Source organism: Allobacillus saliphilus (genome assembly GCF_018138385.1).
In the GTDB taxonomy this organism is placed as follows: domain Bacteria; phylum Bacillota; class Bacilli; order Bacillales; family Alkalibacillaceae; genus Allobacillus; species Allobacillus saliphilus.
The window spans coordinates 40,218-53,991 of record NZ_JAGSIE010000027.1; the positions used below are offsets into that span (position 1 = coordinate 40,218).

A 13,774-nucleotide genomic window follows, 5' to 3' on the forward strand; every position below is an offset into this window, starting at 1 on the left:
GACAACGCTCACGTCCTAACTGGGGTTTTGTTATCATTCAATCTTAATGATATAGCCCTAATGTTTTTACAATTATTGATCCTTATAACAAGACAGAGTCTTCAATTTGTTTCATTTCGTAAAACTCACCTTTGCGGTCCATTAACTCTTCATACGTACCTGATTCAACAATTTTTCCTTCTTGCAAAACGATTATTTGGTCCATTTTTTCTAAGTGGGTTAGTTCATGTGTAATCAAAAGTACGGTTTTATCTTTTGTTTCATCCCAAAGTTGTTGATAAATATTGTCCTTATTATTCGTATCTAAGCTTGAAGTCGGTTCATCTAATAACCAAAGCTCCGCATCTGGATTCAATAATGTTCTTGCAATGGCTAGCCGCTGTTTTTCACCACCAGATAAATTGCTGCCTTTTTCTAATATAAGTGAATCAAGGTTTAAATAAGTTAGATTTACCCGCTGGAGAGCATTTTTTAGATCAATATCTGAATGCGATGGTTCCGTAAGCAAATTATCACGAACCGTCCCATAAAAGAAATGGCTTTCTTGTAACACTACATTTGATTGTTTCCATATAGAACTCTGTTCGAACTGTGAAATCGGTGTGCGATTCCACTCGATAGACCCTGTTTGTGTGGACTCAAGTCCGAGAGCTAAATCAATAATTGTCGACTTACCTGAACCACTAGGTCCAACAATAGCTGTTTTACTTCCTTTATTTAAATAAAAACTAACATCAACCAAAGCGGGTGAAAGAGCGTTGGCATAACGGAATGTCAGTTGATTCATACGTAAAGATTCGAATGAAGGAGTTGTTAACTTCCTTTCTTTTTGGCCGGTAGGCTTTATTTCACTAAGCCGTTCGCTAACTTCTTGACTATTTGCTAGATGAATGGGTAGGGCACTTAAGACCTCGCTGTTTTCGAACAATGTTATCGATAGTAATAGGAATACAGCTAAATAGACACCATTCAAATCACCATCTGATACAAAATAGGCACCTACTGCTAAAACAAGCCAGATGATAAAATAGCCGACCCATGTGTATATTGATTGATGCAAACGTTCCTTTCTTTTTTGGTTTAATACTGATTGCTCGTATTGATCACTCTTATTTATTAATGAGTCTTTCTGATACTTTTCACGTTGGAAAATTTTCAGCTCTTTATATCCAAAAAAGTATTCACCTGAGTCATTAGATAATGCAGTGCGAGTCGCTCGTACATTCGGATTCGTTTTCATCAGCCACCAATAAAAAACTGATGGCAAGACTAAAACTTGTAGAATAAAGCCAATGAATATAATGACAGCAATCCAAAATGAGAAAAAGGACGCAAAGAAAATCGTCGTCAAGAAAATAAAAAAGAGCAGGATTGGTGGATATAGCACGCGTAAGAAATAGGTTTGCAATGATTCAATATCCCCAACCATACGTGAGAGCAAGTCACCGGATTGATATTTTTGCATGAGAGTTGAAAATGATCGGTCAAGTCTTCGATAAAAGCTCTTACGGATATGTCCGAGAACCGTAAAACTGGCACGGTGTGAATAATAACGTTCACCATAGCGACTAAACGCTCTCGTCACTCCAAGCAATTTGACAATCGCAATGACGACAGTCAACGCAGTAAGTGGTACACCAATTGCTGCTTTGGATAGTAAATAACCACTTGCTGAGAACAAGCCGATCGCTGCCATGCCAGCAATGAACCCAAACAACACAGATAGAAGAACATCTTTTTTTTCTTTTAAAATTTCGCTGATTACAATGCGTAGATTCGTCATTCAATGTTCTCCTTTCTTGTTGGTGTAATTAAGCTCTGATAGAACTCATTGGAATGTTCCAACTCTTTATGTGTACCATCTGCTACAATTTTTCCTTTTTCCATGATCCAAATGCGGTCGCTGGATTGGATTGTTTTTATTCGATGTGCGATTGTAATAACTGTCATTTTGTCAGTTAATTGACTCAGCGTATTTTGAATGACTTTTTCCGTTTTTAAATCAAGTCCAGTAGTTGGTTCATCAAATAACAAAATTGATGGTTGTTTCACTAAAATTCGTGCAAGTGCTACCCGCTGTTTTTCACCACCAGATAATCCTCGTCCACCTTCACCGATTGTCGTATGGATACCATTTTCCAAAGTGGACACAAGAGCATCAAGTTCGACTTGTTTTAATACACTCCAAATCACTTGATCACTGACTCGTTTATTTGTGCTTAGCGAAATGTTTTCTGCGATTGTTCCAGCAAATATATAAGGACTTTGTGATAAATATCCAAGCTGACGAAACCAAGAAGTTGAATCAACATCTGATTTTGAATAACCGTCTAAATAGATTGTCCCTGATTTTGGTTCCATCAAGCCAGCTATTAGATGAAATAAAGTCGTTTTACCCGATCCACTTTCACCGATTAGCGCAATCTTTTCATACGGATTAATATGAAGAGTGATTGGACCAAGCGAGAAGCCTTCGTTAGGGTATTGCATTTCAACATTTTTTAGTTGGATGGAAGATGGAGAATCCGTTTGAAGCTTTTGGTCTCCCCAGCTTACATTATCTGTCTCGGTGGAAATCTCTTCATCTATTTTTTTAATAGCTGTCAAACTCTCCCTGCCAGAATGAAAAGTACTGCTTAAGTCTTTCAAAAATACATAAAATTCTGGAGCTAATAAGAGAACAAAGAATGCCGTATGAAATGTAATCGTTTCGAAGATAATCATTCGAAAAGATACTTCCAACGCAATTAACCCCATACTTAACATGGATATTAGTTCCATCATAAACGCTGAAGCGAATGCAACTTTTAAAACATCCATCGTTGCATCACGAAATCCCAACGTGCTCGTTTCGATCTTCGTTTCCGACTGTTTAGACTTACCGAATATCTTTAATGTTTTCAATCCTTGGATTGTGTCGAGAAATTGCGCAGAAAAAGCATTCATTTGTTCAATTTGTTCTTCAGATTTATCTCTCGTTTTCATCCCAATGATCGCCATAAATAATGGGATAAAAGGAGCGGTGAATAAAATGATGAATCCAGAAGGATAGTTGAAAAAGAAAATAACAATCAGAATTGTAACGGGAATCGTCGATGCTTGAATGATTTTAGGTAAGTATTCACTAAAATAAGGATCTACTTCGTCTACAGTATCTAACATCAAGCTTATTTTTTTCCCAGTTTGGTCTTCATTTGTCGGTGTTAGGGTTTTAGTTGAAAAATGGTTTAATAATTGACTTCTAATCTTTTTCTTAGCCTGAAATCCTACTCTTAGACTAACTGACCCAATGAGATGAATAATAAAGGCGCGTGCGATTAGGAAAATGAATAGGAGAATTAATAATGTTATAACAGCCTCAAATGGCTTGTTTTCAACAAAAATTGATTGAATGATTTCAACTATTAAAAAGGCTTGGAAGACAATAATCCCAGCCAGTAGGATGCTGAATAGCAAAATCCAGAACAGTTTGTGTTTTTGTTCTCGAATGATCTCTTTTGTATCCATTTTAGTTCGTGTCTCCCTAAAGGTTTGTTTATATCCATTTTATCATGTGATGAATACTGAATCGCGCCATAAGAATGACAAGGATTTAACAATTTAAAAAGAGCATAAAGCTTGCAGGAATTTGTAACCATTGATACCCTTAAAGGTGGAGGGAAATTCATTGTAATTTCCATGGATTAAATTATTTGAAGGAGGAATTTCATCATGGCTTTTGAATTACCAGAATTACCATACGCATATGATGCACTAGAGCCACACATCGACAAAGAAACAATGAACATTCACCACACGAAGCACCATAACACCTATGTGACGAAATTAAATGCTGCCTTAGAGGGGCATTCTGACCTTCAAGACAAATCATTGGATGAGTTATTAAAAGATCTTAACTCTCTACCAAGTGATATTCAAACAGCAGTAAGAAACAATGGTGGTGGACATGCGAACCACTCACTATTCTGGAAAGTTCTTTCTCCAAACGGCGGAGGAGAGCCAAGCGGTGAACTAGCTGATAAGATCAATGAAAAGTTCGGTAGCTTTTCAGCATTTCAAGATGAATTCGCAAATGCAGCAACAGGACGCTTCGGATCTGGCTGGGCTTGGTTAATTGTAAATAATGGAGAACTAGAAATCACTTCAACTCCAAACCAAGATACTCCTGTTATGGACGGAAAAACACCAATTCTTGGCTTGGATGTTTGGGAGCATGCGTACTACTTGAACTACCAAAACCGTCGTCCAGACTATATTAAAGCATTCTGGAACGTTGTAAACTGGGATGAAGTAAGTAAGCGTTATGAAGACGCTAAATAAAATGAAATAAGATGTTTCAAAGGCTCTCTTCAAAGTAATTCTGCTTTGAAGGGAGCTTTTTTAATGAAATAAATGATGTTATTTAATGCAAAATGTTCTCTTGTTGTGAAGGTTTCATACATTTAATCACAATACTAAGCATGCATAACTGGTTTCCTCTTGTTTAGACTAAAGATTGAAAAGAGGGAGCTAAATGAAACTTCGCAATCGGGATGACGTAACTGAATACGAGAGAAAAAATTTATTTTATCTGCTGGCAATCTCTGCGTTATATACTCTTGGTTTAAGCATGTCCAATATTTTCGTCAATATTTTTCTCTGGAAACAATCTCATAATATTGAACTGCTCGCCGTGTACAATATTTCTATTTACTTTACGCAGTTAATTATTTTTGTCATTGCTGGCAAATGGGTAAAACGTTTCGATCGAGTTATTATTTTACGTGTCGGAATTATACTTATCTCACTATTTTTCATTGGTCTATTATCGTTAGGAAGTCATGCTTCGTCATTTTATGTATTGCTTGGTGCCATTCTTGGAGCGGGTTACGGATTTTATTTACTGGCATTTAATGTGCTGACCTTTGAAGTGACGGAACCACATACACGTGATTATTTCAATAGCACGATGGGGACATTGCAATCGATTGCATGGATGATCGGTCCGTTATTTGCAGGTTATTTGATTACCGTACTGACCGGATTCAAAGGCTATTTGACGATATTCTTTTTATCGTTTCTGTTATTCTTACTAGCTGTAATAACTAGTATATTTCTCGAACGCAGACGAACGAGCGGGCAGTATATTATCCGTAGGGCAATGCAAGAATGGAAAGAAAATCCGAATTGGAATCGAATGATAAATGCACACTTTCTACAAGGATTCCGGGACGGTGTGTTTTTATTTGCTGTTGGTCTTTGGGTATTCATGATTACCGATCGGGAAATGACCATCGGAATCTATAATTTCATTTATGCTGGTGGATCATTATTGGTATATCAGTTATTGAATCGCTGGTTGAAACCATCTAAACGGAAACGATTTATATTTATTGGCTCTGTCGCTCTATACATTGCTGTTATTTGGATTATTTATGCAAATACCGCAGTAGATCTTTATATATATGGAATGATGATTGGATTATCTTTTCCGTTGTTTTTTGCTCCGTTCATGTCCATCTCTTACGATGTCATTGGCCAGGCAAGGAACGCAAGGGATTACCGGGTTGAATACGTCGTATTTAAAGAAATAATATTAAATTTTGGCAGAGTTATTTCGCTTGTGCTATTTTGGCTTGGTTTACAATACTTCCATGAGATTCAATGGCTGCGGTATTCGCTACTACTATTCGGTTTAGGTTATCTATTCGTTATGCTACAAATTCGAAAAATCGAGTAAATGTCGGAAGTTCTTCATGAAAATGAGTTAATTTGATGATATAATAGAGCTTGTCAAATTCACTCGATTTAAGGGAGAGCTCAAACGATGGGGAAGAAGAATAAGAAGCAAAAATCACATTTGCCTCTTCGTTTAAATATATTGTTTTTTATTATTTTTCTATTGTTTTCCGGTTTGATTTTACAACTCGGCGTTGTCCAGATTTTATTCGGCATGGACGCCCAAGAAGAACTCGATCGAACAGAGCGAGTAACTTCTGCGACACCTGTACCTAGAGGTAAGATGTATGACCGTAACGGTGAACTCGTCGTTGACAACAAGGCGAAGTTCGCTATTACATATACACCAAAAAAGCACGTTCAACCGGAAGATAATGTAGAAATTGCTGAAAAATTAGCAAAATATATTGAAATGGATACAGAACCAGTAACCAAACGAAATAAACAAGACTACTGGATCATTAACAATAAAAAAGAGGCATATGAACGATTAACAGAAGAAGAGAAAGAACTGAGTGATCAGGATCAATATTATGTAATGCTCGAAAAGATCTCGGATGATGAATTAGAGGGCTTTTCAGAACAAGAACTTGAAGTCATGGCTATTAAGCGAGAACTGGACAAAGCATACGAGCTGACACCTCATATCATTCAATATGAAGACATCACTGTAGAAGAATATATGGCAATCGGTGAAAACTTGCATGAATTACCGGGAATTAATGTCACGACGGATTGGGAACGTGATTATTTATTTGGAAGTACTTTTGCAAGTTACATTGGAAGAATAACGAGTCAACAACAAGGAATCCCGCAAGATGAGGATCAATACTTTCTCGCGAGGAATTATAGTCGAAATGACCGTGTCGGTCGAAGTGGAATTGAAAAAGAGTATGAGCTTTATTTAAATGGAAATAAAGAGATTAAAGAGCATATTACTGATTCGAGCGGTACTGTAATTGACTCAAATACAATCCGTGAAGGACAAAGAGGTAAAGACTTGATCCTTTCGGTGGATATGGAACTTCAACATCGAATAGATAAAATCGTGCAAGAAGAAGTGAAGGCAGCCGTGCAAAAACATCCAGGGAAAAACAGATGGTTCAGACATGCTGTCATAGTTTTGATGAATCCAAAAACGGGAGAAGTTTTGGCTACCTCTGGACAACAATACAATCCTTCTGAAACAGGAGAAGATGAATTTACGGACGTATCCCATAAAGTACTTTATGACACGTATTTACCAGGTTCCACGGTAAAAGGTGCTACAGTGTTGGCGGGTCTTGATTCAGGGGTGATCCGTCCGGGAGAAGTGATTACTGACCGTCCGATTAAAATATCAGTTGATAAAGAAAAAAGTTCTTGGACAAGATTAGGTCCAGTAAATGATATCGATGCAATTAAACGATCTTCCAACGTCTATATGTGGTTTATTGCGATGCGAATGGGTGGAGAATATAATTACCAATATGGAAAAGGCATCACATACAATAGTGAAGCTTACACACAGATGAAGAACTATTATAAACAGTTTGGTCTTGGAGCCAAAACAGGTATCGATTTTCCATATGAAGAAAATATGGAAATTGCTAAGGCTGATGGCGGTGAACTTCAAGATATGGCAATCGGTCAGTACGGAAACTACACAGCAATGCAACTCGCTCAGTACATTTCAACAATCGCGAATGATGGCTACCGGATGAAACCGTATCTCGTCAAGCAGATTCATAATTCATCGAAAGGGGACCAACTCGGCCCTCTATATAAAGTTAACGAACCGACGATTCTTAATAAAATAGAAATGAAAGACACTTATTTAAAAAGAGTCCAAGAAGGTATGCGACAAGCCTTTCAAGAAAGTGGAGGGACAGGGTACAGGTATTTCGCTGATGCTGAGTATAACCCAGCTGGCAAGACGGGAACTGCAGAAGCTTTTTACTGGGACAATGACACGAAAACCTTACATTCCGATGTCAATAATTACAATCTCGTTGGTTATGCACCTTTTGATGAACCGGAAATAGCTTTTGCCGTCATGGCACCTTATTTAGGAACCGGTGACTACCCAGTTCACCACCGAATTGGAAGAAGGGCATTGGATACTTATTTTGAGTTGAAAGAAGAACGGCTAAAAGGTTCTAATGAAGATGACTCGGAAAGTGAATCAGAAGAGGAAGAATCAGAAGAAGAATAAAAAAGCCTTATAAAAGAAATCATGTTTTAAAACAGAATTTGAATCACTCAGAAAACGTGCTATCCCCTAGGTAAAGTTTCATTTCAGGGTTAGCACGTTTTTGTTTGTTTCTAACGGGTGATTCAATTCGATTAAGAGCTTTTCTTCCGTTCGATTTCACAATGAATCATCCGATCTTCAGTGATGATGAAATCAACCGGAATATCATTTTCATCAAAAGGTATATATTGGACGATTTGCTCTTCCATCGCTAAAGAAACGGTTGAATTCGGATAATCAACTAAATACCGGTCGTAATAGCCACCGCCATATCCGATGCGATATCCTTGTGGATCAAATAATAAGCCGGGAACAATTATAAGATCGATAAAATCTTTATCAACTATTTTTTCGCGATGATCTTTAGGTTCATACAAGTCCAGGTATACGTTTTCTAATTCTTTTTTATTGGTATATAAATAAAACTCCATGTGATGATTTTTCTTTGGAAAGCATTTGGGAATAGCCACTTGTTTTCCTGACTTCCAAGCAGCCTTAATGATTTCTTCAATATTCAGTTCATTATTTCGAGGAATAGTGAGTGCGACTGTATCAGCTTCTTGCCACAAGTTCGTTTCCTGCAAATGTACCATCATGCTATTGAGACAATCATCCTTGTATTGGCGAGGGATATGATGAAGCAATCGCTTACTGAGTGTACGGTAGACGTGTTTCGACATTGAGCACCTATCCTTTACGATATTGTAGAATGTTTATCATTAGCTTATCACGATTGTATGAAGATCCAACAGTCATTCGATGGATTCATTAAGAGTATTCCATTAATTGGATGGTTAAATACTTAGAAGATTTCCTATATAAAAAAACAGCAGGCAGGAACCTACTGTTTTACTTCGTTTCACGATGTAGCGTATGTTTTTTCAAACGTGGGCTATATTTTTTCAATTCAAGTCGCTCAGGATTCGTACGCTTGTTTTTCGTAGTAATATAGTTACGATCACCTGTTTCTGTGCACGCTAATGTAATTTGTTCACGCATCATGATTCCTCCATTCTGCACTTATCATTTTGACTTCATTATCATACCAAAGAACAATTCGAGTTTCAAGCTTTGAAATAGAACTGTTACAATTTTAGTGCCTCGTCAATAAAATTTATGATAAAATAGAATTTAGGAATTTTTTCAAAATGAGGTGTATGGATTGATCATCGCATTAATTAGTGTAGGTACTATCGGAATCGTATTGTTTATTTTATCCTTTTTCATGAACGATCAATTAAAAGACATTGAATACCAAGTTGAACAAATACGTATTTCTTCCTTACAAGATCGTTATTTAATCAATAATAAATTGAAGGTTTTAGAAGAAGAACTGCTATCAGAGCCTCTTGATGTAAAAGATTATCAAAAAGATCAAAGCACTAGTCATTGGAATCGCTAAAGGGTGAAAGCTAATTGAAACGAATGGTTATGGCCTATTCTGTAGGTCTATTGACAGCAACATTCATCTTTGGACTTATTTATTGGATGGAAGTAAATTCCAACGAAGTAAAAGACTTCTCGAATGTTCCGGAAAGTGAAATACAAACATATATTGAGGAGCAAGAGCTCAAGTTATTACCACAAGATGAATATACTAATTTGGTGGATAAAAATAAAGAGTTAAAAGCTCAATTGAAAGCTCTAAAAAAAGAGAGCAGCACATCAGATGATTCGGCGTCTTCAAATGAGAAAGACGTTTTTCACTACGTTCTGGAAATAGAACAAGGGATGAACTCTTCTGATATCGCAGATTCACTAGAAAGAAATAAAATAATTAATGATAGAAAGCCATTTATTGATTATTTGGCAGAACATGATTTAAGTCAGACGATTCAATTAGGTTCTTATGAAATTGATTCATCAATGAGTATTGAGGAAATTGCCAAGCTAATTACACGGTAATGCCTCAGTTGATCATGAGGAGCTGTAACATTGTATATAACTGAACGATATACATTATTGAAGACAGTTGAATATTTAGTTAACCATGAACAATTTAATCTCGTTCAAATTATGCCTAATCAAAAAGAATATGTTCTAGAAAAAACTGAAAAGGGTTCTACGCATATTGTTACACTTAGTCACCAGACGTTCGATTGGGCACGGCAGCTCGAGCGGGATATCCAGGAAAAGACGAAGTCAATATTTAGACAGAACCCAGTTCGTGGCCGCAGAAATTATTTTTTTCACTTTATTTATGTGAGCGATCTTTTACCTGTAGATCATTGGGAACCTTTATTGAAAGACCGACAACTGAAAAATAATAAACGCTTGCATTCCTCCGTTTATTTGTTTAGTGAAGAATATATACAAGAGGAATTCAATCGTTTTTTAAGCCGCATGGGAAAAGAATCATCAACATTATTTGATGAGTATCCAACAATCGAAGAGCAAGAATCATACACTCATTATATCGAACAGCAACTCTTTTCAACGTACAAACAACAACAACGTGAAATTAAAGAAACGTTCCACTTCGGAAAGCCAAGATGGACGTTTTTATTGATTGCGATTAATGTATTCATTTTTATGTATATGGAATCTGTCGGAAGTTCAACAAACACGGAAGATCTGATTGATTTTGGTGCTAAATATAACCCGGCAATCATTGAGGGTGAATGGTGGCGCATATTTACTTCAATGTTCCTTCATATAGGTACGTTGCATTTGTTCATGAATATGATGGCTTTATATTTTTTAGGTGAAGCGGTTGAACGTATATTCGGCAGCAAGCGATTCTTGTTCATTTATCTATTTGCAGGACTGTTTGGTGGTGTGGCAAGTTTTGCGACAAATGATGCGATAGCAGCAGGTGCCTCTGGTGCAATCTTTGGTTTGTTTGGTGCGCTATTATTTTTTGGAGTGCATTATAAACGCTTATTCTTTCAGACGATGGGCTCTAGCTTATTTATCGTTATTGGTATAAATTTAGTTTTTGGTTTTACAATTCCTCAAATCGATAATGGGGCGCATTTGGGTGGTTTAATTGGTGGTTTCGTTGCCTCACAGATTGTTCACTTGCCGTACAAAAAAGCTTTCGTAAGGCAATTCGTTGCATTTTTTATGTATATTACGATTATAGCTGCTTTAGTTTTATACGGAATGAACCGAGCAGGCGGTCTCGACAACCCACACACATTTTCAGCAACTGCTCAAGAACTAATTGGTGAAGGTTCATATAATGAGACGATTGAGTTAGTGAACGATGAACTAGATCGAGGAAGAGAAGAGGCGTATCTTTATTTCTATAGAGGTGTGGCTTATTTCGAGCAAAAAGAAATTGATTTGGCAGAAAAAGATTTCCACACTGCTGTGAATATTGATCAGAATTTTGCAGAAGCCTACTTTAATTTAGCGGTTGTTCATTCACGATTAATGGAGGAAGATGAAGCATTAAAGTATGCTGAGAAAGCCATTGAGTTACAGCCAGACAATGAGCAATTTGAGGAATTTTATCAAAAATTAAAGTGATAAAAATATTAAGTTTATATGAACGTAGTGGGTGGAGTTATGGAAACATTTCTTGATGTGCTTCAATTACTTAAAAAATATGGAATTTTTATTTACATTGGCGATCGGTTAGCTGAATTTAATTTGATGGAACAAGAGATTAATGAATTATATCAAAATAAACTGATAACCAATGAGGAATATATGCGTGCCCTTTTAATAGTCAGAAAGGAACGCAGCAAATATAGTTAATAAGCCCCGTTTGTTTGTAACATATAACGGGAACAATAAATACGATATGATTTGAAACTTTTAATCTAATAACTCGTCTTATTTGTATAGGAGTTATATCGGGATAAAAGTGAGGAGACTTCAAATGAACAAAATAAAACAAATACCATTATTTATCATTGCAGCAATACTCCTAGGAGTAAAAACATATATTGTCTACCGCTTTTATTTTAACCTTTCAATTGAATCCATCTTTCAGGAGACAATCTTAATCATCAATGCATTAGCAATCAGTGCATTCATTTTGTTTCTTGCGGTTTGGATGAAACCTAAAAACCAAAAGCGATACATCAAATATGTTTCACTCGTAATGAGTTTAATTGTTTTCGCGAACTTGCTTTATTATCGGAATTTTACAGACTTCGTGACGATTCCGACTCTATTCCAAGTTAACAACGCTGGAGATTTAGGTTCAAGTGTGTTTTCTTTGTTTTATCTTACCGACATCTTATTGTTTCTAGATGTGATTCTCATTTTCTACTTTGCAAGAAAATCCACTTTTCCGGTTAAGTTGTATACAGGTCTGTTTAAAAGAAAGCTTATTGTCGTCTCATTGGCAGCTTTAGCGCTCAATTTGACGCTGGCTGAAATTGAAAGGCCGATGTTGTTCAAGCGTGGATTTGACCGTGAATACTTAGTGAAGAATGTGGGAATTTTTGCATTTCATGCGTATGATATGGTCCTGACTGCGTCCACACAATCAAAACGGTTATTTGCTGATGGTTCGGAAATGAGCGAGATTGAAAAATATGTAGATAAAGAGATTCGATCAACCAACAAAGTAACCTCAACAGACATGAAAGGAATTGCAGAAGATAAAAACATAATTTATATCGCTGCAGAGTCACTACAATCTTTTGTGATCAATAAAGAATTACACGGAGAAGAAATTACTCCGTTTCTGAATGATTTAGTGGAAGATAGCTATTATTTCGATAACTTTTATCATCAAACGCTATTAGGAAAAACTTCTGACCACGAATTTATTTTAGATAACAGTTTGTATCCTTTACCAAATAGTGCCGTGTATTTTACACATGCACAAAACGAATTTCATTCATTGCCAAAAATAATTAAAGAAAAAGGATACTCATCTTACTCTATGCATGCGAATAACGGAAGTTTTTGGAATCGTAATACGATGTATGAATCATTGGGATACGATAAATTTTTCGATCAACAATCATATGAAATTAGTGATGAACACTCCTTCGGGTGGGGCCTCGAAGATAAGGAATTCTTCAGGCAATCAGTCGACATGATGAAAGATTTAGAAGAACCTTATTATTTAAAAATGATCTCTTTAACGAACCATTTTCCATTTGAAATACCAGAGGAAAAAGCGACAATCGAACAATTTGATTCAAACTCAACGACATTAAATCAATATTTCCAAACGGTTCGATATTTTGATGAGTCGTTGGAAGTGTTTTTCGATGAGCTGAAAGAATCTGGCAAGTATGAGGATTCAATCATTATCATAATGGGAGATCACTACGGGATAAGCTCTTATCATAACAAAGCGATGGCACAGTTTCTTGGAAAAGATGAAATTACACCTTATGACGAAGTTTTGTTAGAAAGAGTACCTTTACTCATTCACATTCCTGGAAACGAAAACAATCAAGTGATCTCACAGGTCACGGGTCAAATTGATTTCAAACCGACCATTTTGAACATGTTGGATATCGAAAATCAAAATGACATTGTTTTTGGTAATGATTTATTTTCCGAAGAACGAAAAGGATTCATCGCAATGAGAGATGGAACTGTTGTTGGAGATGAATATATTTATACGAGTGAACTATGTTATGAACGCTCAACAGGCGATATTGCAGATGACAGCAATTGTACAGATATTGTGGAACAGGCGATGCAAGAACTGAAGTATTCTGACGAGATTATTTATGGGGATTTATTCCGATTCTACAATTTCGATAAAGGAGAAATTATTGAGGAAGAAGTGGAATAACGCAACCGAAGTGAAGTTAATAAGTAAAGTAAAGAGGCTGGGACAAATCTAAGTTATAAACTCAGAAACACGAATGACAATCTAATTTAGCGTAGGAAATATACGGA

12 protein-coding genes are annotated in these 13,774 nt (G+C 36.3%); 8 read left to right on the plus strand and 4 right to left on the minus strand.

The genetic code is table 11. The features are described 5' to 3' along the window. Window positions 1-82: 82 nt before the first annotated feature. Window positions 83-1,783 (minus strand): thiol reductant ABC exporter subunit CydC, encoded by a 1,701-nt coding sequence (gene cydC, locus KC820_RS09475; RefSeq protein ID WP_212370487.1) that lies wholly within the window; start codon window positions 1,781-1,783, stop codon window positions 83-85. Next, complete coding sequence (cydD, locus tag KC820_RS09480; protein ID WP_212370488.1) at window positions 1,780-3,507, minus strand: thiol reductant ABC exporter subunit CydD; 1,728 nt, start codon at window positions 3,505-3,507, stop codon at window positions 1,780-1,782. Before cydD ends, cydC begins: the two co-directional genes overlap by 4 nt. A 204-nt stretch (window positions 3,508-3,711) precedes the next feature. Here cydD and KC820_RS09485 point away from each other — a divergent pair, with 204 nt between their 5' ends. The 3 genes from KC820_RS09485 (at window position 3,712) to KC820_RS09495 (ending at window position 7,912) form a co-directional block, all read left to right on the plus strand. Next, complete coding sequence (locus KC820_RS09485; protein ID WP_212370489.1) at window positions 3,712-4,320, plus strand: superoxide dismutase; 609 nt, start codon at window positions 3,712-3,714, stop codon at window positions 4,318-4,320. A 193-nt stretch (window positions 4,321-4,513) separates the two neighbouring features. Next, on the plus strand, window positions 4,514-5,719 hold the full coding sequence (locus tag KC820_RS09490) for an MFS transporter (RefSeq protein ID WP_212370490.1): 1,206 nt from the start codon (window positions 4,514-4,516) through the stop codon (window positions 5,717-5,719). Window positions 5,720-5,806: 87 nt separating this feature from the next. After that, window positions 5,807-7,912 (plus strand): peptidoglycan D,D-transpeptidase FtsI family protein, encoded by a 2,106-nt coding sequence (locus KC820_RS09495; RefSeq protein ID WP_212370491.1) that lies wholly within the window; start codon window positions 5,807-5,809, stop codon window positions 7,910-7,912. Between the two features lie 131 nt (window positions 7,913-8,043). Here the strand turns inward: KC820_RS09495 and KC820_RS09500 are convergent, their stop codons facing one another. Both KC820_RS09500 and rpmG read right to left on the minus strand, forming a co-directional pair. After that, window positions 8,044-8,631, minus strand: coding sequence for a 5-formyltetrahydrofolate cyclo-ligase (locus tag KC820_RS09500; RefSeq protein WP_212370493.1), 588 nt, complete (start codon window positions 8,629-8,631; stop codon window positions 8,044-8,046). Between the two features lie 169 nt (window positions 8,632-8,800). After that, window positions 8,801-8,950: a 50S ribosomal protein L33 gene (gene rpmG / locus KC820_RS09505; protein ID WP_144087458.1), complete on the minus strand. Its 150-nt coding sequence runs from the start codon at window positions 8,948-8,950 to the stop codon at window positions 8,801-8,803. A 163-nt stretch (window positions 8,951-9,113) separates the two neighbouring features. Between rpmG and KC820_RS09510 the strand changes: the two genes are divergently transcribed. The 5 genes from KC820_RS09510 (at window position 9,114) to KC820_RS09530 (ending at window position 13,667) form a co-directional block, all read left to right on the plus strand. Beyond that, the gene (locus tag KC820_RS09510; protein ID WP_212370495.1) at window positions 9,114-9,353 is read left to right on the plus strand and encodes a hypothetical protein; all 240 of its coding nucleotides are present in this window, start codon (window positions 9,114-9,116) and stop codon (window positions 9,351-9,353) included. 14 nt (window positions 9,354-9,367) lie between these two features. Next, window positions 9,368-9,856: an endolytic transglycosylase MltG gene (locus tag KC820_RS13235; RefSeq protein ID WP_236782601.1), complete on the plus strand. Its 489-nt coding sequence runs from the start codon at window positions 9,368-9,370 to the stop codon at window positions 9,854-9,856. A gap of 30 nt (window positions 9,857-9,886) precedes the next feature. Beyond that, window positions 9,887-11,425, plus strand: a complete 1,539-nt coding sequence (locus KC820_RS09520) for a rhomboid family protein (RefSeq protein ID WP_212370497.1) — start codon at window positions 9,887-9,889, stop codon at window positions 11,423-11,425. A gap of 39 nt (window positions 11,426-11,464) precedes the next feature. Then, the gene (locus tag KC820_RS09525; RefSeq protein ID WP_212370499.1) at window positions 11,465-11,656 is read left to right on the plus strand and encodes a YqgQ family protein; all 192 of its coding nucleotides are present in this window, start codon (window positions 11,465-11,467) and stop codon (window positions 11,654-11,656) included. Window positions 11,657-11,780: 124 nt separating this feature from the next. Continuing rightward, complete coding sequence (locus KC820_RS09530) at window positions 11,781-13,667, plus strand: LTA synthase family protein (RefSeq protein WP_212370501.1); 1,887 nt, start codon at window positions 11,781-11,783, stop codon at window positions 13,665-13,667. The last annotated feature ends 107 nt before the right edge of the window (window positions 13,668-13,774 follow it).